This window comes from Mucilaginibacter sp., from assembly GCF_965225845.1.
Taxonomy (GTDB): Bacteria; Bacteroidota; Bacteroidia; order Sphingobacteriales; family Sphingobacteriaceae; genus Mucilaginibacter.
Genome location: NZ_CBDDBL010000002.1, coordinates 504525 through 529914, shown reverse-complemented (window position 1 = coordinate 529914; position 25390 = coordinate 504525). Strand labels below are relative to the sequence as shown.

The 25390-nt window shown below is 41.4% G+C and carries 25 protein-coding genes; 18 read left to right on the top strand and 7 right to left on the bottom strand.

The annotated features are described in order from the left end of the window. The first annotated feature begins 27 nt into the window (after positions 1 to 27). On the top strand, positions 28 to 795 hold the full coding sequence (gene ku, locus ACYZ0U_RS06230) for a non-homologous end joining protein Ku (protein ID WP_461450949.1): 768 nt from the start codon (positions 28 to 30) through the stop codon (positions 793 to 795). Positions 796 to 1048: 253 nt separating this feature from the next. On the opposite strand, the gene ACYZ0U_RS06225 is transcribed toward ku, so the two are convergent. Continuing rightward, entirely contained in the window at positions 1049 to 2443 is a 1395-nt protein-coding gene (locus ACYZ0U_RS06225; RefSeq protein ID WP_461450947.1) for a glycosyl hydrolase 53 family protein, read from the bottom strand. Positions 2444 to 2604: 161 nt separating this feature from the next. Further along, positions 2605 to 3915 (bottom strand): APC family permease, encoded by a 1311-nt coding sequence (locus ACYZ0U_RS06220; protein WP_461450944.1) that lies wholly within the window; start codon positions 3913 to 3915, stop codon positions 2605 to 2607. A gap of 110 nt (positions 3916 to 4025) precedes the next feature. Here ACYZ0U_RS06220 and ACYZ0U_RS06215 point away from each other — a divergent pair, with 110 nt between their 5' ends. Both ACYZ0U_RS06215 and ACYZ0U_RS06210 read left to right on the top strand, forming a co-directional pair. Then, complete coding sequence (locus tag ACYZ0U_RS06215; RefSeq protein ID WP_461450942.1) at positions 4026 to 4493, top strand: RNA polymerase sigma factor; 468 nt, start codon at positions 4026 to 4028, stop codon at positions 4491 to 4493. Then, complete coding sequence (locus ACYZ0U_RS06210) at positions 4486 to 5082, top strand: hypothetical protein (protein WP_461450940.1); 597 nt, start codon at positions 4486 to 4488, stop codon at positions 5080 to 5082. The genes ACYZ0U_RS06215 and ACYZ0U_RS06210 overlap by 8 nt, the downstream gene beginning before the upstream one ends. A gap of 60 nt (positions 5083 to 5142) precedes the next feature. Here the strand turns inward: ACYZ0U_RS06210 and ACYZ0U_RS06205 are convergent, their stop codons facing one another. Further along, positions 5143 to 7059 carry a S9 family peptidase gene (locus tag ACYZ0U_RS06205; RefSeq protein WP_461450938.1) on the bottom strand — a complete coding sequence of 639 codons (1917 nt, stop codon included), beginning with the start codon at positions 7057 to 7059 and terminating at the stop codon, positions 5143 to 5145. A 106-nt stretch (positions 7060 to 7165) separates the two neighbouring features. Then, positions 7166 to 9289 carry a prolyl oligopeptidase family serine peptidase gene (locus tag ACYZ0U_RS06200; RefSeq protein WP_461450936.1) on the bottom strand — a complete coding sequence of 708 codons (2124 nt, stop codon included), beginning with the start codon at positions 9287 to 9289 and terminating at the stop codon, positions 7166 to 7168. A 224-nt stretch (positions 9290 to 9513) separates the two neighbouring features. Here ACYZ0U_RS06200 and ACYZ0U_RS06195 point away from each other — a divergent pair, with 224 nt between their 5' ends. The 11 genes from ACYZ0U_RS06195 to pdeM all read left to right on the top strand — a co-directional run bounded on the left by ACYZ0U_RS06195 (position 9514) and on the right by pdeM (position 18110). Continuing rightward, a complete protein-coding gene (locus ACYZ0U_RS06195) occupies positions 9514 to 10026 on the top strand; it encodes a hypothetical protein (RefSeq protein ID WP_461450934.1) in 513 nt (170 codons plus the stop codon). A gap of 105 nt (positions 10027 to 10131) precedes the next feature. Continuing rightward, positions 10132 to 10572, top strand: coding sequence for a hypothetical protein (locus ACYZ0U_RS06190; RefSeq protein ID WP_461450932.1), 441 nt, complete (start codon positions 10132 to 10134; stop codon positions 10570 to 10572). A 16-nt stretch (positions 10573 to 10588) separates the two neighbouring features. After that, positions 10589 to 11335, top strand: coding sequence for a UDP-2,3-diacylglucosamine diphosphatase (locus tag ACYZ0U_RS06185; RefSeq protein WP_461450930.1), 747 nt, complete (start codon positions 10589 to 10591; stop codon positions 11333 to 11335). 248 nt (positions 11336 to 11583) lie between these two features. Continuing rightward, entirely contained in the window at positions 11584 to 12657 is a 1074-nt protein-coding gene (prfA, locus tag ACYZ0U_RS06180; RefSeq protein ID WP_461450928.1) for a peptide chain release factor 1, read from the top strand. 363 nt (positions 12658 to 13020) lie between these two features. Continuing rightward, a complete protein-coding gene (locus tag ACYZ0U_RS06175) occupies positions 13021 to 13644 on the top strand; it encodes an FAD:protein FMN transferase (protein WP_461450924.1) in 624 nt (207 codons plus the stop codon). An 11-nt stretch (positions 13645 to 13655) separates the two neighbouring features. Further along, entirely contained in the window at positions 13656 to 13940 is a 285-nt protein-coding gene (locus ACYZ0U_RS06170) for a hypothetical protein (protein WP_461450922.1), read from the top strand. Positions 13941 to 14178: 238 nt separating this feature from the next. Next, complete coding sequence (locus ACYZ0U_RS06165) at positions 14179 to 14481, top strand: hypothetical protein (RefSeq protein WP_461450920.1); 303 nt, start codon at positions 14179 to 14181, stop codon at positions 14479 to 14481. 40 nt (positions 14482 to 14521) lie between these two features. Beyond that, on the top strand, positions 14522 to 15385 hold the full coding sequence (locus ACYZ0U_RS06160; RefSeq protein WP_461450918.1) for a hypothetical protein: 864 nt from the start codon (positions 14522 to 14524) through the stop codon (positions 15383 to 15385). 6 nt (positions 15386 to 15391) lie between these two features. Beyond that, positions 15392 to 16075 carry a response regulator transcription factor gene (locus ACYZ0U_RS06155; protein ID WP_461450916.1) on the top strand — a complete coding sequence of 228 codons (684 nt, stop codon included), beginning with the start codon at positions 15392 to 15394 and terminating at the stop codon, positions 16073 to 16075. A gap of 3 nt (positions 16076 to 16078) precedes the next feature. Then, positions 16079 to 17407 (top strand): sensor histidine kinase, encoded by a 1329-nt coding sequence (locus ACYZ0U_RS06150; RefSeq protein WP_461450914.1) that lies wholly within the window; start codon positions 16079 to 16081, stop codon positions 17405 to 17407. A gap of 37 nt (positions 17408 to 17444) precedes the next feature. Further along, complete coding sequence (gene pdeM, locus ACYZ0U_RS06145) at positions 17445 to 18110, top strand: ligase-associated DNA damage response endonuclease PdeM (RefSeq protein WP_461450912.1); 666 nt, start codon at positions 17445 to 17447, stop codon at positions 18108 to 18110. Positions 18111 to 18113: 3 nt separating this feature from the next. Here the strand turns inward: pdeM and ACYZ0U_RS06140 are convergent, their stop codons facing one another. Beyond that, a complete protein-coding gene (locus tag ACYZ0U_RS06140) occupies positions 18114 to 18842 on the bottom strand; it encodes a hypothetical protein (protein WP_461450910.1) in 729 nt (242 codons plus the stop codon). Between the two features lie 166 nt (positions 18843 to 19008). On the opposite strand from ACYZ0U_RS06140, the gene ACYZ0U_RS06135 reads away from it, so the two are divergent. From ACYZ0U_RS06135 to ACYZ0U_RS06120, 4 genes are all read left to right on the top strand, one after another. Further along, complete coding sequence (locus ACYZ0U_RS06135; RefSeq protein WP_461450908.1) at positions 19009 to 19794, top strand: succinate dehydrogenase cytochrome b subunit; 786 nt, start codon at positions 19009 to 19011, stop codon at positions 19792 to 19794. A 76-nt stretch (positions 19795 to 19870) separates the two neighbouring features. Then, a complete protein-coding gene (locus ACYZ0U_RS06130; protein ID WP_461450906.1) occupies positions 19871 to 21805 on the top strand; it encodes a fumarate reductase/succinate dehydrogenase flavoprotein subunit in 1935 nt (644 codons plus the stop codon). Between the two features lie 75 nt (positions 21806 to 21880). Beyond that, positions 21881 to 22234: a four helix bundle protein gene (locus ACYZ0U_RS06125; RefSeq protein ID WP_461450904.1), complete on the top strand. Its 354-nt coding sequence runs from the start codon at positions 21881 to 21883 to the stop codon at positions 22232 to 22234. Between the two features lie 64 nt (positions 22235 to 22298). Next, positions 22299 to 23087, top strand: coding sequence for a succinate dehydrogenase/fumarate reductase iron-sulfur subunit (locus ACYZ0U_RS06120; RefSeq protein ID WP_461450902.1), 789 nt, complete (start codon positions 22299 to 22301; stop codon positions 23085 to 23087). A 68-nt stretch (positions 23088 to 23155) separates the two neighbouring features. Here the strand turns inward: ACYZ0U_RS06120 and ACYZ0U_RS06115 are convergent, their stop codons facing one another. Both ACYZ0U_RS06115 and ACYZ0U_RS06110 read right to left on the bottom strand, forming a co-directional pair. Further along, entirely contained in the window at positions 23156 to 24901 is a 1746-nt protein-coding gene (locus tag ACYZ0U_RS06115; protein WP_461450900.1) for a S41 family peptidase, read from the bottom strand. Between the two features lie 178 nt (positions 24902 to 25079). Next, positions 25080 to 25295 (bottom strand): hypothetical protein, encoded by a 216-nt coding sequence (locus tag ACYZ0U_RS06110; protein ID WP_461450898.1) that lies wholly within the window; start codon positions 25293 to 25295, stop codon positions 25080 to 25082. Positions 25296 to 25390 lie beyond the last annotated feature (95 nt).

Sequence of the window (25390 nt, the reverse complement as noted above, 5' to 3'; positions counted from 1 at the left end):
TATATTAATCACAATAATAAATTGGTTATGAGATCTATCTGGAAAGGTTCGTTAGGGTTTGGGCTGGTAAGCATACCCGTAAAGCTATACTCGGCAGTGCAAAAAAGCTCACTTGATTTTGATATGCTGGATGGCCGCGACCATAATCGCATCCGCTTTCAGCGCGTGAACGAGCAAACGCATAAGGAAGTGCCTTACGATAAGATTGTAAAAGGGTATAAGCTTGATGACGACTATGTAATTATGGATGACCAGGACTTTGCTGATGCCGCGCCGGAGAAAAGCAAAGTGATTGAAATAGAAAGCTTCGTTGATATGGACGAGGTAGACCCCATGTTTTTCGAAACATCCTACTATACCGAACCGGATACCAAAACCAACAAAGCCTACGCGCTTTTGATAGAGGCGCTTACCAAATCAAAAAAAGCGGGATTGGCACGTTTTGTTTTGCGCAGTACAGAAAGCCTTTGTATAGTACACCCGGTTAAAAACGTTTTGGTGGTTACCACCATTCGTTTTGCGCAGGAGATCCGCAGTACCGAAGACCTGAATGTGCCTGACAAAGTTGAGGTAAGCAAAAAAGAGCTGGATATGGGCATGACGCTGATCAACCAATATGCTGAAAAATTCGACGTCTCGAAATTTAAGGATGAGTATACCAGCCAGTTGTTGCAGATCATTAAGGATAAATCAAAAGGTAAGCGCGCCTCGGTTAAAAAGCTTAAACCACAAGCCAAAACCACCAGCGATGACCTTTATGATAAACTAATGCAAAGCCTTAAAAAAGGCGCATAAATAATATTTCAAAGAACGGGTTTAGCGCTGGATCTTACGGCGCTTTTTGTTTTTTGGAGGATTTGCTTGCTAGAATAATTCTATCACAATGGATAGGCAAGCAGGTGTCTGATGATCATCAGAAACATACAAATGTAGCTAAATTTATTAGCAATTGCAAATTACTGCCCGAATTAGAATTTATAGAATTAAGGAATGATCAGAATTCTAAAAATTCATTAATTCTATAAATACGAGTTCAGACAATATTGATTTACTTCACATACTCCTTAGCAATCCCAGGATAAATATTCATGTAGGAATTGGACTTACCATCCCTATCAAAAATACCTTCCCAGGTGCTGAGCGGCTCCCAGATAAAAGAGCCGATAGCTTTTTTACCCGGCGCGGTGAAGGCGATATCGTTCACTTCTTTCTTTAATTGAGAATATTCCGCCACCATTACTTGTTGTTTGTAGCGGGATGAAAGATCAGCCATGTTATTTTTTAAATCTTCAGGTGTTCCGTGCCATTTTGGGTAATAGGATAAACCGATCACATCAAAAGGAACGTTCCGTGCCAGCATATTATCTACAAAAAAACGCGCCTCGGCATTTTGTCCGCCCAGGGCAATGTGCAGCATAATAATTGTCGACGGACTAACCGACCGCACACCCTGCACACCTGCATAAATAAATTGTGCCAGCGTGTCCAGGTTATTGATCTCGCCATCGGGCCAAACCATGCCGTGGTTTATCTCGTTGCCCACCTGTACCATGTCGGGCGTGGTTCCCTGGTCTTTCAGGGCGGTCATTGCTTTAACGGTAAAATCATATAACGACTTTTTCACACCGGCGAAGTCCTCACCCACCCAGGCAGCAGGTTTGTTTTGCTGTTGCGGATCGGCCCAGTAGTCGCTGTAATGAAAATCAAGCAAAAACTTCATCCCGGCAGCCTTGATGCGTTTTGCCATAGCAAGCGTATGGTCCAGATCGCAAAAACCTTTGCCCGGCGAGTAACCTTTAGGATTAGCCGGGTTCACAAACAAACGTAAGCGGATATAGTTAAACCCATGCGCCTTCATGATCTTAATAGCATCTCCGGGTGTACCGTTATCAGAAAATTTCATACCACGGGCTTCCAGTTCAGGCAAGAAGGAAATATCTGCTCCTAAAATTTTATCCTTCACCACATGCGGTTTGTAAACCGCCTCGGTAACCTTGTGCGGCATGCCTGGTTGCACAGTATGGATCTCGGTTGAACCCGCATAAAGCGTATCCGCCTTGGCTTCGATTTTTATAATGCCACGTGACGGGCCAGCTTGTAAAGTAATCCAGCAATCGCCTGTGATGTTAGCAGTATAGGTACTGTCTGTCGGCATGTTTAAGGTAGATTTTCTGATGCTGATGATTTTAGCATCCCCCTTAATTGTAAAAATGATGAGCTTTTGGGCATCAGCAACTTCCTTGCCATCGCGGTCGATTATTTTAATACTGATAGCAGCGGTATCTTTCCCGTTGCCGTACATCGTTGTTTTGTAAGGAGTTAATTGAATTTCTGTGGGCTGGCCCGGGGGCGGCATTTTCCGCATCCGCCTGCCTTGCGCGTTAGCTGCTGTCGCGATGCTTATCAACAAGATAAGCATCCCTAAAATTTTGTTTTTTAACATGGTTTTGTAATTGGTGACATAAAACTAATAAACTTAAATTGTATTAATGACATTTATTTAGAAATACATCGAATATTTTACAATTTGATTTGATCCCCTTCAGTAAATTAATTTAATAATAAGCATTGCTATGGCTGAAGCAAAAACAAAATCCACAGAAATTAATTATCACTCAATTTAAAAGCCTCACGCCTTTTTACGATTTGCCATAAGCCCTCGGCGCTACATAACAGGATAGCGGCGAACAGCGCAGCGGCAACACCATTCTTGGTTGATGACAATGCGCCTGTAAATGCCACAAAATAAACGATCACCGGGAACGCGACGGCAATACACAATCCGCGGACACCTAATGGTATTTTGAATGGACGATAGGTAGCGGGCTCTTTTATACGGAGCTTGATGAGCGAAATATACTCCAATGATAAGCCAGCGCCATAAATAGTTACATCAATAATAAACAGCGCCTCCAGATTCCAATTGATCATGGCGCTTACTACGATGGAACAAACGATAATGGAAATATAGGGTGTATTAAACCGTTTATGCTGTTTATTGAGAATTAATGGCAAAAGTTTATCCTCTGCCATAACCATCGGCACGCGGGAAACTGATAACAAAACCGAGGCATAAATACCCAGGCAACTTGCCATACCACCGATGGCTATTAAGGTACCGAGCCAATGCCCGCCAAAAATTTCGCCAACTGCAGGAAAACCCCTATTGCCCAAAACAGCCGGACTGATGCCCGAGAATTGCGATACCCAGATCACCAAAAAATAAACCACGATAACCATTGCAAAGGCAATAATAGTTGAAGTGAAATATGAACGGACCGGGTTATCAACTTCCTCGGCATAGGTTGTGGTATTATCCCAGCCTAAACAGTTCCACATAATGGTATACAATGCCATACCTAATGATGGAAATGGTAATCCTTTTAAGGATGGTGCAGGCAAGGCAATGCTCCCGGTATGGTGTGTAAATGCCATCACAAATAAAATGATAAACGGTGTTAAAACCACAGCCCCTAAAAATAACGACACTTTCCCTACCGGGACTATCCCCAATATATTTAACCCGGCAGAAACCCAGATAAACATCAGGCAGATCGGGATTTTATAAGCTACGGTATCCGGGAAGAAGTAACCTGCATAAGTCACAAACAGCACCGGGTAAATCGCCAGGTCTACAAAAGTATAAAGCCAGGTCCACCAGCCTTCGTAAAATCCCAGGCGTGTGCCTAATGCATATTTTACCCATTTGTAATAGCCGCCGGTAACGGGCATCATGCTGTTAAGCTCAAGTACGGTATATATCGCGGGGACATCCCACAGCAATGGTGTAAGTAATAATAAAAGGATAGCGCCATGCTGCCCGGCATAGGTTAATAAAAGCTCCAACCCATAAGGGCCGCCTGAAACTGTAAAGAAAATAACAGCGATAAGCTGTATCGGGCGTATTTTTTTCAATGGCGATATTTAACTCCTAAACATAATAATTATAATTAGCTTGGCTATGTAGCATTTTAAATTTTCCCGTATCTAACAGAAAACAAACGATATGGCAATTAAAAAGTTCGATGAAATTTGAGGAGATCTATAAAATCTATTGGAGCAAGGTGTTCCGTATTTGCATGGGTTATGTGAACGACCATGACTGGGCAAAAGATATAGCACAGGAAACCTTCATTACCGTTTGGCAGCAGTTACCCAAATTCAGGCATGAGTCGGCCATCGGTACCTGGATCTTTCGTATTGCTTCCAACCATTGCCTGCGGCAGATAGAACGAAGCAACAGGATGCCAAAAACTGAATTCCCTGAACAGATAGAAGAAATCATTCCGCATGACACAGAGCCGGCGGTAAAGTTTCTATATAAGTGCATTGCTGAATTACCCGAGATTGACAGGCTAATCATATCGTTAGAGCTGGAAGATTTGAAACAAGCTGAAATTGCCAAAATTGTGGGTTTAAGCGAAACAAACACCCGGGTAAAAATTTATCGAATCAAAGAACGCTTAGCTAAAAAATTTGAAAATTATGAGTAGTGAATTAGACCTTAAGGCATTGTGGAACAAACAACCTGTTGATGCCCAACCCGATATTAAACAACTAATTATTAAAGCTGAAAGATTAAAGTACCTGTTCAGGACTAAACTGATATTTCTGAACGTGGTATTGCTGTTAACTATTGCAATCACAATTTATGCAAATAGTACAATTACAAATGAGTGGCTTATCAGCAAGATTGGTGCAGTATTGATGATACTAGCCTATATATCATACTTAATAGCCTATAATCAAATGATCCCACTATTGTTTAAGGTTAAGCCCGAGATCAGCAACCAGGAATATTTAAACCAACTAATCACTATTAACAGAAAAAGCGCCTTTTTAGATACGGTAATGACTAATATTTATTTCGTGCTATTGTCCGCAGGGCTATTTCTATTTTTAGTACAGCCCTTTACGCACATGACACGCATAAGCGGGATAGCTTTTTATGCTATAACCTTTTTATGCATGGCTTTTGCCTGGTTGTACCTAAAGCCAATAAGCATAAAAAGAAGGCAAAAACACTTTAATGATGTGATAGCGAAGTTGGAGGCAGTTAACAGGCAGTTGAGTGAGAAATAATGGCGACCTTTTTAGAATCACGAAGTTTAAAAACTTCGTGAGTCTGTTTAAGGTTGAACATTACAATGTCTCCTTCAACCACTTATAAAACTCATGCTGCCATACCAGCGCGTTCTGCGGATGCAGCACCCAGTGGTTCTCATCCTGCATTACTATCAGGCGACTCTTAATACCTTGTAACTGCGCTGCCTGGAATGCCTGTAAACCTTGCTCCAAAGGTACACGAAAATCCTTTTCACCGTGAAAGATCAGGATTGGGGTATCCCAGTTGGCTACATAGTTGCTTGGCGAGAATTCCTTATATGATTTTTGAGCAGCGGCATTATTTTTATCCCAGTACGGGCCTCCGTAATCCCAGTTCGGGAACCACATTTCTTCGGTCGTGCCATACATACTCCGGAAATCGAAGATTCCATCGTGCGCGATAAAGGTTTTAAAACGTTTTTTGTGTACCCCCGCCAGCATATAAACCGAATAACCGCCATAACTTGCGCCAACGCAACCCAAACGGTCTTTATCTACAAAAGGCTCTGCACTCATATTATCAATGGCGCTCAGGTAATCTTTGATGGCTAAACCACCATGATCCTTGCTGATTTCCTCATTCCATTCGGTACCATGCCCCGGCATACCGCGACGGTTTGGCGCTACAATAATATATCCGTTTGAGGCCATCAACTGCAAATTCCACCTGAAAGAATAAAACTGCGTTAAGGGACTTTGCGGTCCGCCTTCGCAATATAGTAAAGCAGGATATTTTTTGTTTTTATCAAAATTTGGCGGATAGATCACCCAAACCAGCATATCCTTACCATCGACAGTTTTAACAGAGCGCCTCTCAGTTTTGCACATCGCCAGGCCACCGTAAATATCATCATTTACATGGCTCAGCTGCTTCATAAAGCCACTGGTAACGTCAACTGTGTAAAGCTCGTTGGCATGGTTAAAATCGCCACGGGTAACTACCAAAGTTTTACCAGACTGGCCAACAATTTCATTCACATCAAAATCCCCTGCTGTCACCTGGGTAATTACAGGTTTTGCTTTGGCCGATGTTGGGTAAACCACATTAAACAACTGCGAAGTACCATTTATCGGCGCTGTAAAGAAAAGGCTTTTGCCGTCCTCGGCCCACTTGTAGCCTTCCACATGAATATCGTCACGCTGGGCGGTTAAATTAATTTTAGTAGTGCCATTGGTAACCACCAAATCCTGCTTATCGCTTTCATAACCATCGCGTTTCATTTGCAGCCAGGCCATCTGGTTCTTTTTGTTGAAAGTAGGCTGCAGGTCGTAACCCGGGTTATCAGCCGTTAAGTTGGTAGTTATACCGGTAGCGATATCATAGGCATAAATATCCGTATTTGTGCTGATGGCATAAGCCGTACCGAATTTCTTTTTACAAACATAAACTACCTTTGTGCCATCGGCATTCCAAATGTAGTCTTCTTCGCCGCCATCCGGTTTTAGCGGACAATCATACGGCTCACCCGGCATCAGGTCTTTGGCCTTACCCGGTTTGCCGTTAACCATCGGTGCAAGCATAACGTGTCCAAACTTACCATCCGACCAGGTATCCCAGTGGCGATAATTAAGGCTATCATATATCAAAACATTGCTTCTTTTCAGGTCGGGATAATAATCAATCCCCGAAACCTTTTTCACTTTGATATCCAGGCTGCTGATCTTGTATTTTCCGTCCGGAGATATTTTGTCATCAGCCATCCACTCGCTCAAATCGGTAACCTGGAATGGCGTACCGCCTGCAATAGGCAGGCTATATGTTTTGGTAATAACCTTATTTGCAGCAATATCAGGCACACCAACGGTATAGATCACATATTTGCCGTCTTTAGAAATTCCCTTGCCGCTTACCCTGCCGAGTTTCCAAAGCAGTTCGGGAGTAAGTAAATTTTGTGCCTTAGCAGTCATAGCCGAAAGCAAAATAAGCAGCAAAACAGAAATCTTGTTTTTCATTAGTAGGAGTAATATATGGGTTAGTTAACATTGGCTTAAAGTTAAAAATAAATTGGGATTTGTGCTCTATGTCATTACGGGGAAGAAGCAATGACATGATGGAGAATTACTGCGGATTGATCCCCAAATTCTCAAACATAAATGCCCATTTATCAGCCTGCTCGTTAATCACCTGTGCGGTTGATTTACCTGCACCATGGCCTGCTTTAGTTTCAATCCGGATCAGTACCGGCGCCGGGCCTTGCTGGTATTCCTGCAATCTCGCCGCGAATTTGAAAGAGTGCGCAGGTACTACCCTATCGTCGTGGTCGCCGGTAGTGATCATCACGGCAGGATAAACTTCCTGTTTCAGCGCATGGTAAGGCGAATATTTATACAGGTATTCAAACATCTCCTGTGAATCTTCGGCTGTACCGTAATCATAGCTCCACCCTGCCCCGGCAGTAAATTTATTGTAGCGCAATATATCCAGTACGCCTACTGCGGGGAACGCTACTTTAAACAGATCAGGCCTTTGGGTAATCATCGCTCCGATCAGCAAACCGCCGTTTGATCCGCCTGAAATTGCCAGGTACTCCTTAGCGGTATATTTATGCTTGATCAGGTATTCGGCAGCGGCGATAAAATCGTCAAACACATTTTGCTTTTTTAGCTTGATGCCTTGCTTATGCCATTTTTCACCATACTCGCCGCCGCCTCGCAGGTTGGCTACCGCGTAGATACCGCCATGTTCCAGCAAGATAATGTTTGATGTACTGAACGCCGGGGTTAAGCTTACACCGAAACCACCATAGGCGTACAGCAATAGCGGATTTTTGCCATTCATCACCGTTCCTTTTTTATAGGTGATGATCATCGGGATCTTAGTGCCATCTTTTGATGGGTAGAAAACCTGCTCTGATCGATACAATTCCGGATCGAACTTTACACCCGATTTTTTATACAGGGTCGATTTTCCGCTCGCTATATCATACTTAAAAATAGTAGACGGATAAACGTAATTGGTGAATGTGTAATAGATGTCTTTCTCCTCAATCTTAGCACTGAAACCGCTTGCCGTACCAACCGATGGCAGCGCAATATTACGCTCCAGCTTACCATCCATGCTGTATTGTTCGACCAATGAAGTCGCATCCTTTAAATACTGTGCGAATATTTTACCACCACCTGTTGAGGCAGTCAGCACATTTTTAGTTTGCGGGATAAAATCCTTCCAGTAAATAGGTTTGGGCGATGAAGCATCAACCGTTACCAGTTTAAAATATGGCGAATATAAATTAGTCAGGATATACAGCTTGCTGCCCTCGTTACAAAGCACATGATGTTCATTATCAAAATTATCAACCACATTTACAATCGGGCTGCCCGGTTTGCTTAAATCCTGGATGTAAAGCTCGTTACCGGTAGTGGTATTGGCGGTGGTGATCACTAAAAATCGTTCATCTTCGGTTAGGTAAGCGCCAATGTAACGGCGAGGTGTAACCTCACCTCCAAAAATCAGCTTATCTGTACTTTGCGGTGTACCCAGTTTATGGTAGAACAGTTTATGATGATCAGTTACTCCAGCAAGCTGGCTCCCTTCTTTTGGTTTTTCATAGCTACTGTAATAAAAACCATCGTTGCCATGCCAGGCAATCCCGCTGAATTTTACATCGATCAGCGTATCGCCAACTGTGCTTTTATCCGCAGTATTAATAATGATTACCTTGCGCCAGTCAGAGCCGCCCTCGGATAGTTGGTAAACCGCCATGCTGCCATCCTTAGTAAAATCGATGCCCTGCATGGATGTGGTTCCGTCCTTTGAAAAAGTATTCGGATCTAAAAACACTTCAGGTGCGCCATCGCCTAACTGGCGGTACAAAACTGCCTGGCTTTGCAAGCCATCGTTCTTATAAAAGTAAGTGTATTTACCTTCTTTAAAAGGGGCACTATATTTCTCATAGTTCCACAAAGTTTCCAGGCGCTTACGAATAGTTTCGCGGTATGGGATTTGCGACAGGTAATTCTCAGTTACTTTATTTTCTTCCTTTACCCATCCCTTTGTATCATCGGCAAGGTCGTCTTCCAGCCAGTGATATGGGTCGGGCACCTGTGTACCGAAGTAGGTATTTATAGTATCAACTTTCTTAGTTTTCGGATAGGGTAATGTTTTTATAGTAGTCATTTGTTGCGCGTGCAGTTGGCTGCAAATTAAAAATGCTGATGCAAATAAAAGGGCAGTTTTTGTCATTTTATTTAATTTATAGGAGGATAAAGATAAGCATTTGTGGTAAAGTGGAAAGAGCGAGAGCGAGGTACATGCTTTATGATGAAACAAACCTTACATGTTGTAATAATATATTTTTTAATTTGTCAAGAAATAATAATTCGTTTAATAAGCATTTAATAATATCATTATAAATATTCTAAACCTTTTGAGCCGGTAACTGTCATACCTTGCAAATAACAAAAATTATGAAAAAGCTAATCCTTGCAGCAGTAATTATTTTAAGCTGCTTTACCTTTAAAAATGCCAGTGCACAGCTCCATTTTAGTGTAGGCGTGAATATTGGCGCACAACCTGAATGGGGCCCTGTTGGCTATGACCATGCAGATTATTATTATATGCCTGATATTGGCGCATATTATGATATTAACGCCCACCAATATATTTATTTAGAAAATAATGTATGGGTACACCGTGGTTATTTGCCTGACAGATATCACAATTATGATATGTACCACGGTTACAAAGTGGTAATTAATAACAACCGTAACCCATGGTTACGCGATGGATATTACCGTAACCATTATGCAGGATTCAGGGGTCGTCACGACCAGGGCGTTATTCGCGACGCACACGATAACCACTATGCAAATCACTGGCATGGCGATGATGGCCGCAGGGATTGGGGCCACGGTGGTTATGGCGATCATGGAAATGGAGGTGACCACGGCCATGATGGCGACCACGGCCACGACCATTAATATATTAATGCAATTTGATTGTACAAAGGGCTTCCTAAAAAAAGGGAGCCTTTTTTGTATGTAAAGCGTTTATACGTATGCTGTTTTTAATATTATATTTGCCCAATGGAATTGGATGAAAACAACGTACCTGAAGTACAGGACGATGATTATGTTGAGATATACTCAAGAAATGCGATACTGAGTTTTTCAATATTCCCTACACCAATATTTGGCAGCATACTGTTAATATTAAATTTAATAGCTGCAGGTTATAAAAAAGCAGTTTTAGGCGTAGTAATATTTACGATACTATTTGTTGTAGCCGAAAATCTGGTGCTCAATCATTTCTTTCCTATGCCTAAGGTGATAGACCCAACGCATTTAGATCCTCAGCTATTTTTATTGGCCGGTTTATCGCTCGTTGCGAATTTGATAGGCGGCTTGGTATTAACCTTTTACTTCTTTAAAAAATATTTCCCGGAGGATGACTATTATCCTAAAAGCATTACTAATCCAATAATTGTATTGGTTGTGTTAATATTATTAACAGGCTTTTTTCATTAGTCGTCATTGTTAAAAAATGCCAGATCGCACTAAATTATATTTCGCTTCCGATGTTCACCTCGGGTCGGGCAATTATGAAAGCAGCCGCGAACGCGAAGACCGTTTAGTGCGTTGGCTGAATATGATAAAAACCGATGCCGCGGAAGTTTTTTTAATGGGCGATCTGTTTGACTTTTGGTTCGAGTATAAAACTGTGGTACCCAGGGGATATATCCGGTTGCTGGGCAAGTTAGCAGAGTTAAGCGATTCGGGCATCAAAATTTACTTTTTTAAGGGCAATCACGATATGTGGATGTTCAATTATTTTGAAAAGGAACTTGGCGCAACCATTGTAAGCGATGAATTGATTATCGAACGTAATGGCAAAAAATTCTTCCTGCATCACGGCGACGGTTTAGGGCCGGGCGACAGCATGTACAAGGTGCTAAAGAAATTCTTCCGCAGTAATTTATGTCAATGGTTATTTGCGCGTCTGCATCCAAACTTGGGTGTTGGGATAGCCAATTACTGGTCGCAGCATAGCCGGATTGCCGGGGCTAAAGATAAAGATAAGGTAGACACCCAGCAGGAATGGCTGGTGATCTATTGCCGCCAAGTATTGCAGCAAACTTTCTATGATTACATGATGTTTGGGCACCGCCATGTGCCACTGGATATCGACCTGGATGGTAAAAGCCGTTATATCAATCTCGGCGAATGGGTTTATTACAGCTCCTACGCTGTATTTGATGGTGAGGATGTGAAGCTGGAATACTTTGTTTGATGTGCAGATGATTTATTGATGTGCAAATGCGTGAATATGAAGAGGTGCAAATTATAGAGCATCTTATTTACATCAAAATACTATTGTTAAAACATCATTTGCACATCCGCACATCTGCATATTTGCACATCAAATACCTTTTACAATCAGGTGAATTAAAATCTGCCTGAAAAATCGTACTTTTGTGGGCTTTTAAAGCAGCAGTTTAAACCGTAGCAGGCGCATGACTGTTTATCTCAATAAATTATATGTTAGAAAAATTAGAAGCGATATTTCAGCGCTGGAAAAACGTTGAAGCAGAATTAAGCAGCCCTGATGCCATGGCTGATATGAAACGCTTTGCCCAATTAAATAAGGAATATAAAGATTTGGCCAAGATTGTTGACGAGTATAACATCTACCGCAACATCATGAGCAATATCGACAGTAATAAAGAAATTTTAGCTACTGAAAAGGATGAGGAGTTTCGCGAAATGGCTAAAAGTGAATTGGATGAGCTTTTGGTAAAACGCGACGAAATGGAAGAAGTTATCCGTTTGATGCTGATCCCGAAAGATCCTGAAGATTCTAAAAATGCCATCGTTGAAATTCGCGGTGGTACGGGTGGTGATGAGGCTGCGCTTTTTGCAGGCGACCTTTACCGCATGTACATGCGTTTTTGCGAAAAACGTGGCTGGAAAACTGAATTGGTTGATTATACCGAAGGTACATCAGGCGGTTATAAGGAAATTGTATTCAAGATCATTGCCGAAGATGCTTACGGCACCTTAAAATATGAATCAGGCGTTCACCGTGTGCAACGCGTACCTGATACCGAAACCCAGGGCCGTGTGCATACCTCAGCAGCAACTGTTGTTGTTTTGCCGGAGGTTGATGAGTTTGATATCGACCTGCAGGTTAGTGATATCCGTAAGGATCTGTTCTGCGCGTCTGGTCCGGGTGGGCAGTCGGTAAATACAACTTATTCAGCTGTGCGTTTAACCCACTTACCTACGGGTATTGTGGCACAGTGCCAGGACCAAAAATCTCAGTTAAAAAACTATGATAAGGCTCTACAGGTATTACGTTCGCGTGTGTATGAAATGGAGCTGCAAAAGCACCTGGAAGAAACCTCTAAGAAACGCAAAACTATGGTTTCTACCGGCGACAGGTCGGCTAAAGTACGTACTTACAACTATCCGCAGGGAAGGCTCACCGAACACCGTATCGGTTTAACCATATATAACTTACCGGGGGTGATGAATGGCGATATTCTTGAAATTATGGAAGCCCTTCAATTTGCTGAAAACGCTGAAAAGCTGAAAGAAGGTACGGTAGCGTAACTTTCTAATGTGCAAATGATATTGATTTGCAGAGATATAAATGTGCGGATGTGCAGATGACGGAACCTAAATAGTTCGACGATCTGAACATCCGCATTCTTTTTTTCATCTGCATATTTGCATATCCGCGCATCTGCACATGCTCAACACATCAAAATATTGTCACAATTATGTGCCAATCCGCCTGTAAAGTCATTTGCTTATCCGGAGCATTTCAATTTCATTTCAATTTCATAAAGCTCCGTTACTTTAGTATTATAATATCAGGCTAATAATATTTTTGCTGTTAAACTACACGCGATTATTGCAGTCTGATAACATGTGTGAGGGGATAAGTTTGATAACGAATTTTAATTTATTACTATGCTGGCAGTAAAAACCTTAAAGGATAGCTTAAACATCTTCAGGCGCTCAATTTGGCTGATGGGAAACCAGTTTGAGATAAGTGTTGTTGCTAAAGATGAGTTGTGCGCCGAGGAGCAAATTGCTCATGCAATAAATGAAATTAATCGCGTTGAAAAATTATTAAGCGCTTTTAACAGCAACATCACCGATATTAACCGCAATGCGGGTATACAAGCGGTAAAAGTTAACCCTGAAATATTTTGGCTGATAGACCGTGCGCTTCAAATATCTGAACTAACTTACGGGGCATTTGATATCACTTATTTATCAGTAGATGCACAATCAGCCTCATCACTCAAAAACACCAAAACTTTAACTCAAAGCAATTACCAAAGCGTTATGCTTGATGCTAAAGCGATGACCGTATTTTTAAAACAAGATGGCATGCGTATAAGCTTTGCAGCAAACAGTAAAGGTTATGCAGCCGACAGGGCAAAATACATATTGCAATTACAAGGTATCAGCAGCGGTGTTATAAACGCAGGCGGGGATTTGTTAACCTGGGGTTTACAGCCCGACGATCAACCCTGGACAGTTGCAGCAGCTGACCTGAATTGCATCACGTTGCTTATGCTGATTTGAATATTAGCGATATGTGTTTAGCGACCGCTTTAAACAGCAATATTAATGCTACACCGATCAATAAAATCGCGCTAAAAAAATTAAATGTAAAAAAGGGATTCCCGGTAAGTGCTATAGTTAGCATGGGAGTAATAAGCCCAAGTGCTGAATTATCAGCTGCTATGGCAAACCCATTAATTAGCATTGGTGTAAACGCGGGCCTTTATCTTGTAAATAAGCTTAACCAGATAGGTTGTGTGATCATTGATGATCAACAGCGTATTTATACCTCAAAAGGTATTAATATAACAACATAATAATATTACCCCTATTTTAATTATTAACGCGCTAAAATATAATTTAGCTTAAAAAACTGCCAATAGCCTGACGATCTCAGGCTATTAGCGTTATTAGCAGAGCCATACCGTAAAAATATTAAACCAATTTTGCCATTCCTTGTGGCAATACTATATAAAATTCTAATTTTAACATATTTTAAAGATTTCCTCCTTCTGAATGATAAAGTGGTTTGCGTATATTGTCCTGTTATTGATTATGGCGCCCGGTTTATCATTTGCCAAAAGAGCAGCTAAGCACACAGCTGTTATTATTGATGGTGTAACTTTGCCGGCGCAGGTTAGTCTGTTAAAAGATACCTCGACAACAAAAAATGTTAAGCACCAGGATTCAGACGATAAGAAAAAGATTAAGGAAATAGCAAGAGCCAGGCGGCAGCCTAAACCCGAAAAACTTACGCCAACTGACGGAACTACCGTTACTAAGCCAAGGACTAAGCGTGCGCGCCGGCCTGAAGGTTTAGAGCAACCACCTGAAATTCCAAGGAGAAATGACAATTAGTAATTTAATTATATAGCCAGAGATGAAATATTTTTGCGTAATGCTTTTTTTATTAACCACTGCAACTGTAAAAGCAGATGTGTTAAAGCTGCGCTTTATTGATGCCGACACCCCACATAAAGCTGCTGATACGGATACAGTTGTGCGCAAGCAATCATTAATTGTTGGTGCCAATTATGGCAGCGATGTGATGTTTTTTGGCCGTACCGGCCCCATAAAATACCCTTATGGATCTGTCGATGCTATTTACAATACCAAGAATGGCTTTTTTCTGTACGCTTCGGCCTTAAAGGTACTTGGCTATGGGCAGCTATATGACGAGATTGACGCAGGTGCCGGATATCTTTATAAGTACACTAAAAATTTTACGGGAACGGCTAGTTTCACCCACTTCTTTTTTAATTCAAATGCGCACATCATCATGTCGGCCTCATCCAATGATGTTAACTGGAATAATGCCTATGACTGGGGCATCATGAAATCAGGGGTTACATTGGATTACCTTTTCGGCAAGTCGCATGATTATTTTGTAACGTTGAATACTTCCCATCACTTCGAAACTAATTTTAATATTTTTGATGATAAGGATTACTTTACCTTTACCCCGGGGGTAAGCTTAATATTAGGTACACAAAATTTTGTACAGCGATATTCGCTTGATTACCAGTACCGCCAGGATCAGAATAACATATTCGCTAATCAACCGGATGAACAACATACAGCGCATCTGAACGGCATGTTTAATGCACTTAACTATAGCTTTAAAGTACCAATCGCATATAACAGGCCGCATTACACCATTGAGTTTGCTTACAAATATTCAATTCCTGTAAACGTGGAAGGCGAATTGATGAACACGAAGGAATCATTTTATAATTTAACATTTTACTACGTTTTTTATTAGCACCGCATGAATGTTTTAATTATTGAGGATGAAAAGGCGCTTGCCAAAGAGTTGGAGATTTTTTTAACCAATTACAACTATGTGTGCGAGGTTTGCTACGATGGTACAACCGCGTCTGAAAGGGTGGCTGTGAATTTGTATGATTTTATCCTGATAGACTTGGGTTTGCCAGATTATGAGGGCCTCGACCTGTTAAAAGAAGCTAAAGCCAGCAACCCCGAAGCTGCCTATATTATCCTGACCGCCCGTGCCGAAATTTATGACCGTATTAAAGGTTTGGATATGGGCGCAGATGATTATTTAGCCAAGCCATTTTCGTTACTTGAATTGCAAAGCCGCATGCAGGCTATTACGCGCCGTAAATTCGGGCTTAAGAATAATATTGTTGAACTGGGCGAGTTTCATGTAAACCTAACAGACAGAGTTATCACACATCATGATGCGGAAATCTCAACCATCACTAAAAAAGAGTTCGACCTGATCGCTTACCTTATTCTGCACAAAAACCGAACGGTTACCCGTAATCAGTTGAGCGAGCATATTTGGGGCAGCATTATTAATGACGATTACGACTCTAATTACATTGATGCGCACATTAAAAACATCCGCAAAAAGTTAAACGCATTTTCCTCGCCCGATTGGCTGGAAACGGTGCGTGGTTTAGGCTATAAAGTAAAAATTAACGCTTAGCATTTGAAACTCAGAACCAAACTCACACTCTTTAATGCCATCTCCAAGTTGGTTATTGTGGTGCTGTTTGTTTCGCTTTTGCCGGTTTTGATCAAAAACATCAACATCAATTATACTGATACACGCTTGCGTAAACAACGCGACGAGGTTTTGCAAACGGTAAAAAACGTTGGTATTAAGTATTATATTGAGGATGGGAAAAGCTATGCCGGCTATACGCCCATTAAAGATGTGTATGTAAGTTTGGATGAGGACACTACCGATGAAAACCTCGATAATATTAAAAACGAAGCCCGTAAGGTTGAGGCCGATACCATTCAATACCGCATATTAAGTCATGATTTTAAGGCTGATAACAAAAAATATTTACTGGAGATAGGTATTAGCCTGGATACCGTAAATGAACGTACCGCCCCCTTGCAAAGCATTGCTTTTGTAGTATTGATCGTAATTGTTATACTAACCATTATAGCCGACCAGGTGTATTCAGATTATATCCTGCGGCCATTGGCGCTCATTATCAAAACAAAGCTCGTCGGGCAAAAATTCCCGAATTTTGGTTCGTATAAAGAAGTTAAAACCAGTACGGACGATTTTCAGCGTTTGGATCTGAGTATCCATGAAATGATCCAAACCATTGAGAGCACATTTCAGAAAGAACGTGAGTTTATCTCCAATGCCTCGCATGAGCTGATGACTCCGATATCCATCATGCAATCAAAAATTGAGAATCTGTTTGAACAAGAGGATATTTCCGATGAATTGAAAGTACGTCTTTTGGAAATGCAGCGGATCCTGAATCGCCTGAAAAGTATTACCAAAACTTTGCTGCTTATTTCGCAAATTGAAAACGACCAGTTTTTAAAGGAGGATAAAATTAGAATAAGCAGTTTGCTTGGTGAAGTTTATGACGAGATTTCCATTCGTTTGCAGGATAAAAACATCAGTTTGAAATTAGATATCCGGAGTGACTTTGAGCTCATCCAAGTAAATAAGTTCTTGCTATTTAACCTGTTTTTTAACCTCATTAATAACGCGATAAAGTACAACCGCGAGGATGGCGAGATCCGCATTGAGGCCATATTTGAAAATAATAAATTCATAGTAAAGGTGATAGATACCGGCATTGGTATCAGTCCCGAGAATTTGCCTTTTATATTCAATCGTTTTAAAAAGCTGAAACAATCCCTGCAGCAGGATAGCTTTGGCTTAGGCTTGCCTATTGTTAAATCTATTGCCGATTTTCATGCCATCAGGATAGAAGTTGAATCTAAAAAAGATGTGGGCAGTACGTTTAAACTCATTTTTTCTTCTGCCTCTGTAAAAATTTAATTTTTAATCCTAAGCGTGGCTTTGTTATTTTTGCAGGATGGTAAAAACTACCGCTGTTACTTTCCATTTACTCGATCAGGATCTTCTTCTTCTACCTCAGAAAGCTATTTACTGGCAGCAGGAAAAAGCGCTCATTGTTGCAGATGTGCATTTGGGCAAGGTTGGGCATTTTCGCAAGGCCGGCATTGCCGTTCCGCGCGATATGGAGCAGGATGACCTGGCAGTGCTATCGGACCTGATCGACGAACATAAACCCAAAAAGATCATTTTCCTGGGCGACCTTTTTCACAGTGATTTAAATACCGACTGGGATTGGTTTGTGTTGTGGCGCAAGCATTTCCCAAAATTGGAACTGATCCTGATCCGCGGTAACCACGATATTATCCACGATAAGCATTATCTTGATTTAAATGTCGCGCTTCATGATGAATTGCTGATCGGCCCGTTTGTGATGCTGCACCACCCATTGACTGATGAAGCTTTGGAGAACGTCAAAGGCTATGTTTTTTGCGGGCACATTCACCCGGGAATAAGCTTATCAGGCCGCGCGAGGCAGCATTTAACATTACCTTGCTTTGCCTTTGGCGATAAGCAGGCGATATTACCCTCATTCGGTAAGTTTACAGGCAGGGTTGCCATCCGCAACAGGCAAACCGACCGCATTTTTGCAATCGCCCAAAATAAGGTAATTGCGATAGATTAAGCGTTATTTACTCTTGCTTTTAACTAATTGCAATAGTTCATCACCTTCCTGCCGGCCTTCAGGGGTTTTCTTTTGCTCGTCGGTAAACTTTTGATAGATGGTATAATAATCCTTTGGTTGCTTTTTATAATCAATTTGTGAAAGCAAAAAGGCCTCAACCTCATTCTGCGGATTTTTAGTAACAAAATTACCTAAGGCTTTAGCTTGTATGCTGTCAGCGCCTTGTTTAGCTTCATTAAGTTGTTTTAGCAAAGCATAATACTCCGGGCTTTTAACTACTACCGGTGTGTTAGGGCTATAAAGCATATCATTAATGCTATCCTGCTGCTGTACAACATCATGTTGTTGCTTTAAAGCAATACTATAATAATCCGACAGCTCATTTTGAATTTTAGAATCAGATTTAACTGCCGGGTATAGGTACATTTTATCTTTATCTGCCGATATCGTGTAAGTTCCACCTTCTAAATACATTTCAAAAAGCCTTTTGCTGGTGTGGGTTTCAATATCCGGTGTAATGTATACATCATAAAAACCCTTCGCCGGTAAGAGGGTCTTGGCTTGAAATTTCCCATCAGTAATAAATACAGATATAAGTTGTTTGCCTTGCTGATCTTCCACTACAAAAGCGCCATTGTTTACGCCGGTCATGATACCATTAAACTCAACATATTTGTTACGGTTACAAGCACTGATGGCCAAAACTAAAAGAAAAAAATATAAATATTTCACAGGATAAATATTAGGTGCGCACTAATATAAATCAATACCTATACAGTGCAAATATTATGTAAAGCTTAGATTGTTTCTAAATAGCTAATTCAGCGGCAAATATCCAAATGCATTTATATGTTTTGGCATATAATAAATACTTTTGCGGAAATAAATCTAATTCATAATGAGCGAATTTAAACAAACCTTTAACTCATCGCTGGGCAAAAAGCTGATCATGGCTTTAACAGGCTTGTTTCTGTGTACCTTTATAATTGTACACTTAGGCGGTAACCTGTTATTATTTCGTAACGATAATGGTTATGGTTTTAACCTATATGCCAACTTTTTAACGCATTTTCCGCCAATTGAAGTTATAGCTTACATATTATACATTGCGATAATAGTACATGCATTATACGCTTTAATCCTTACGGTAAGTAACCGCAGAGCACGCCCTGTAGGTTATGCTGTAGTAAACAAGGCACCTGCATCGTGGTCATCAAAAAATATGGGGCTTTTGGGTTCTATCCTGTTTTTCTTCCTGGTAGTGCACATGGGCGATTTTTGGTACAAATACAAATTTACCAATGATGTAGCTTTTAAGGAGTATCGCACCGATCTGGCTACCAACCAAACAACCGAAAGCGACTACACCCCGCTTTCACCAACATTTGAGCATTCAGCAACTGTTGAAAATAATGTTGAGATCGTTCGTGTAAAGGATATCCATGCTAAAGTAGCACATAGCTTCAGCAACATCTGGTATGTGATATTATATGTAGTAGCTATGGGCGCGTTATCGTTCCACTTGCTGCACGGTTTTCAGAGCGCGTTTCGCACTTTGGGTTGGGTTCACCGTAAATACACACCAATTGTTGAGTTTATCGGCACCTGGTTATTCGCGGTAATAATCCCGTTAGGCTTTGCCGCCATGCCGGTTGTGTATTATTTTATGAGTCTGAATAAATAAATAAGTTGATTAGGTTGTTTAAGTTAGATAATCACTCAATCGCTAACTCACTCAATCACTAAATAAATAAAAGAACATGAGTTTAAGTGCTAAAATTCCAGAGGGCCCATTAGCCAAAAAATGGAGCAAGCATAAGTTCGACCTTAAGCTGGTTAACCCTGCAAACAAACGTAAGTACGACATTATTGTGGTAGGTACAGGTTTGGCGGGTGCTTCTGCTGCAGCATCATTAGCCGAATTGGGTTACAATGTTAAAGCATTTTGTTTCCAGGATAGTCCGCGCCGCGCGCACTCTATCGCTGCACAGGGTGGTATTAATGCTGCTAAGAACTACCAGAATGACGGTGACAGCGTTTACCGTTTATTTTACGATACCATTAAAGGTGGTGACTACCGTGCCCGCGAAGCTAACGTTTACCGTTTGGCCGAGGTATCAGTGAATATCATCGATCAATGTGTTGCTCAGGGCGTTCCATTTGCACGTGATTACGGAGGTTTGCTGGATAACCGTTCATTCGGTGGCGCGCAGGTATCCCGTACCTTCTACGCGAGGGGCCAAACTGGACAACAATTGCTGTTAGGTGCTTATTCAGCGTTAAACCGCCAGATTCATCACGGTAAGGTTAAAATGTACACCCGTACCGAAATGCTGGATGTGGTTATTGTTGATGGAAAAGCACAAGGTATTATTACCCGTAGCTTAACTACCGGCGAAATCGGTACCCACACCGGTCATGCTGTATTGCTTTGTACAGGTGGTTACGGTAATGTGTTCTATTTGTCGACTAACGCGGCAGGTTCAAACGTGACGGCAGCCTGGAGGGCACACAAACGCGGCGCTTTCTTCGCTAACCCTTGCTATACACAGATCCACCCGACTTGTATCCCGGTAACCGGCGATCACCAATCAAAACTGACTTTGATGTCGGAATCATTGCGTAACGACGGACGTGTTTGGGCACCAAAAACTAAAGAAATTGCTGAGCAATTGCGTAAAGGTGCCATCAAAGCATCGCAAGTTGGTGAAGCGGACAGAGATTACTTTTTAGAAAGAAAATATCCATCATTCGGTAACCTTGTTCCGCGCGACGTGGCTTCACGTAACGCTAAGGAAATGGTTGACGAGGGTAAAGGTGTTGGCGGTTCAGGCGTAGCAGTATTCCTTGATTTTGCTGATTCTATAGCCAGGCTTGGTAAAGACGCGGTAGCTGCTAAATACGGCAACTTGTTCGACATGTATTACCAGATCACTGATGAGGATCCATATACCCAGCCAATGCGTATTTACCCTGCGGTTCACTATACAATGGGTGGCCTTTGGGTTGATTACAACCTGAGCACAAACGTACCTGGATTATATGCTTTGGGCGAATGTAATTTCTCTGACCACGGCGCTAACCGCTTAGGCGCTTCTGCTTTGATGCAGGGCTTGTCTGATGGTTACTTCGTGATCCCGTTCACTTTGGGTGATTATTTAGCTACTATCGGCCCGAAACCGGTTGATGCTAACCATCCTGCTTTTGCACAAACTAAGAAAGATGTAACAGATTACATAGCTAAATTATTAGCGCTCAGAGGTACTAAAACAGTTAGCGAGTACCACCGCGAATTAGGCCACATTATGTGGGAATATTGCGGAATGGCCCGTACTGCTGAAGGCTTAACCAAAGCTAAAGGTTTAATACAGGCTTTACGTGCCGACTTCTGGAAAAACGCTATTGTTTTGGGCGAGAACGAGGAAGTAAACGCATCGCTTGAAAAAGCAGGCCGTGTAGCAGACTTTTTAGAGCTTGGCGAACTGATGGTTGATGACGCTTTAATGCGTAACGAATCATGTGGTGGCCACTTCAGGTTAGAGTCGCAAACACCGGAAGGTGAGGCTTTACGCGATGATGAGAACTTTGCGTTTGTTGGCGCATGGGAATTTAAGGGAGAAAATCAGCCTGAAACCCTGCACAAAGAAGCATTGGAATTTGAATACGTGCATTTAACACAAAGGAATTATAAATAAGATGTGAGTATTGAGATTTGAGACTTTTTGTATGCGCTTAATCTCATATCACATATCTCACATCTAATAAAAGAAATGCACAATTTAAAGGAATTGAAAATTTGGAATAAAGCAATGGATTTGGCTGTGAATGTTTATAAAGCCACATCTGCTTTTCCTTCTGATGAAAGATTTGGTTTAACAAGTCAATCAAGAAGAGCCGCAGTTTCAATCTCCTCAAATATTGCAGAAGGTGCTGGTAGAAACTCGAAAAGGGAGTTTGCGCATTTTTTAGGCATTGCTAATGGTTCATCATATGAACTGCAAACACAATTAGTAATATGCAATAAGTTAAGTTTAATAGATGATGATCTGTTAAATGTATTGTTAAATCAAATTGATGAGCTGCAAAAAATGAGTTATTCATTTCAGCAGATGTTAAGTAAATAATTGGTGTAAGGTTGGAGTTGGAGCTTATCTCATATCTCAAATCTCACATCTCAAATCTAAGATAATGAGTACTAACGGAAACATGAACCTGACGCTGAAAGTATGGCGCCAAAAAAATGCACAAACCGCGGGCAAGTTTGTGACTTACCAGGCTGAAGGTATTTCGCCGGATATGTCGTTCCTGGAGATGCTGGATGTGGTAAATGAAAGCCTGATCCATAAAAACGATGAGCCGATCCATTTCGACCATGATTGCCGCGAAGGTATTTGCGGGATGTGTTCGTTATATATCAACGGTCACCCGCATGGCCCGAAAAGGGCAATTACAACATGCCAGCTGCACATGCGTACTTTCCACGATGGGCAAACCATTACGATTGAGCCTTGGCGTGCTGCACCATTCCCTGTTGTTAAGGATTTGGCAGTTGACCGCTCGGCGTTTGACCGTATACAACAAGCTGGTGGCTACGTATCTGTAAATACCGGTGGTGTTCCTGATGCTAATGAGATCGCGATCCCTAAAGTGATCGCCGACGAGGCGTTTAACTCTGCTACCTGTATTGGTTGCGGTGCCTGTGTTGCAGCTTGTAAAAATGCTTCGGCTATGTTGTTCGTATCGGCTAAAATATCGCAATTCGCATTGTTGCCGCAAGGCCAGCCAGAGCGTTATAGCCGTGCACAATCAATGGTTGCGCAAATGGATGCTGAAGGTTTTGGTAACTGCACCAATACCGGTGCCTGCGAAGCTGAATGCCCTAAAGAGATCAGCCTGACCAACATCTCGCGCATGAACAGCGATTATTTAAGTGCCAAGCTTTTCCGCGAAGAGCATGCGCATGAGAATAACGGATAATTAAGATCAATTCTACAGATAACATAAAGCCCTCGTTTGAGGGCTTTATGCTTTTATAACTAACTCATTTACTGACCATCGCTATCGTCTTCACTATCAGCATCTGTTTTAATTGCTTTTTTAGCGACTGCTACCGCGGCTACAGGTTTACCAATGATTTTATAATGCCCTATACCTTTGGTAATTGAATCCAGTTCTGCTTTATCCTGCATGGTTTTTACGGCGTGGGCAATATCCGTATCAAACCTAAAATTAACCTCGTAACGGCCTTTTTCATAGTAATAGCGCGATGTTATTTCGTTCTCTAAAACTTGTTTTATCTCGTCTTTATGTATTTGCAAATCGTTGCGTTTGGTAGCTGCTAATTTGGCCTTAAGGTTATCATACTCGGTTTGTATCTCGCTAAACTGCTTGTCCTTTGTGGCTGCCTCTTTCATTTGGTCAAGTGCCTTTTCGGTCGGACTATTATAGCTGTAATTTTTATCAGCCAGGAACTTTACAAAGTCAGCATAATCAGCATCTGATAAAGTAAAATCCCGGGCATCAGTAATTTTAGCATGCGTATTGCGGTATTGGGTAGCATAATCAAATACCAGCAGTTTACCTAAAAGGCTTTGGGTGATGCTTGAAAAGTGTTCCTGCTTTATAAATATATCCGGATAAATGCCGCCGCCATCATATACTGAACGGCCATCCTTAGTTTTAAACTCGTGCATTAGCGAATCTGCAACCTTTACAACGCTACCATCATCCTTGCGGTGGGTATAATCCAAAGCCTGTATACACCTGCCGGATGGAACATAATATTTAGCAATGGTAATTTTAACCAGGCTGTTATATGGTAGCGAAAATGTTTGTTGTACCAAGCCTTTACCAAAACTCCGCTGGCCGATGATCACCGCACGATCAAGATCCTGCAAAGATCCTGCAACAATCTCTGATGCTGATGCCGAATGGCTATTCACCAAAACCACCAGTGGCAAATTAGGCTCTAATGGTGGATTTGTAGTAGTGTAGGTAATATCCTTTTCCTTTATTTTTCCGCGTTGCGAAACGATGTCGGTTCCTTTAGGCACAAACAGGTTTACAATTTTAACTGCCTCCTGCAAAATACCACCGCCATTAGAGCGAAGATCCAGGATTATACCGCTTGGATTATTCTTTTTTAAGGCGACCAACGCATCGGTAACTTCATCGCCGGAGTTCTCCAGGAATCTGTCAAGCTTGATATACCCAACATTACCAACCATGCCGTAATAAGAAACATTAGGTTGTTTTATCTGATCGCGTACCAGGTCTTTTTCAACGGGAGCATCATTACCACGCCTAACCAAAAGCTTGATCACGCCCCCTTTTGAACCTTTTAAAAGCAAGCTAACATCATCGCTGTTTTTGCTGTTCAAGTCTATTCCGTTGATCTTCATGATCTGGTCGCCGGGCCGGATATCTGCTTTTTGGGCAGGAAATCCCTCAAACACATCAGATACATAAACATTATTTTCGCGACTGAATATACCCGCGCCTATGCCGCCGTATTCGGTACTTACATAGTGCAGCTTGTATTCTTCTATTTCAGATTCGGGGACAAATTCAGTGTACGGGTCGAGGCCATCGAGCATGGCGTCAACTCCGGTTTTTATCATTTTAGATGAATTGATATCATCTACATAATTCAAGTTAACCTCTTTGTATAAAGATGCAAAAACATCCAGGTTTTTAGATACCTGGAACAAATCATCACTAAAACTCCAAACAGATACTGCCAATGTTAAAACACCTGCAGCAATCAATAGCTTTTTATAATTTCTTTTCATTTAGATATGAGATTTGAGACATAAGATCTGAGATTTTAAACTCGTATTCATGCTCAATAAATATTAACTGTAAATTATAAAAACTATTAGATAGATGTGAGATTTGAGACGTTAGATTTGAGATTTTTTATGAATCCGCCCGATGAAGCGTGTCTCATATCTCACTTCTCATATTTAATTACAATCTATTATTATCAATATTTACAAGGGCTTTTTTTAATGTAAAAACCACGTATTCCCTGTTACGGTTAACCAGCTGCATAAGTTTGCTGATCAGGGTTTCCTCCTGCCCTTCGGTGTAAGCCAACTGCTCATCAGTAAGGTGGTTATATTTGCGCTGAATTTTAATTTTAACCCGTGGCCATTGCTGGTTTGATATGCTGATCTCTGCCATGTTATTTATTTTCAACAAAAATATAAAAAATACATTGTCCCAAAGTCAAAATTTACTGTAATTGTAGTTAAACCATTCACAATCATTTGCATCAA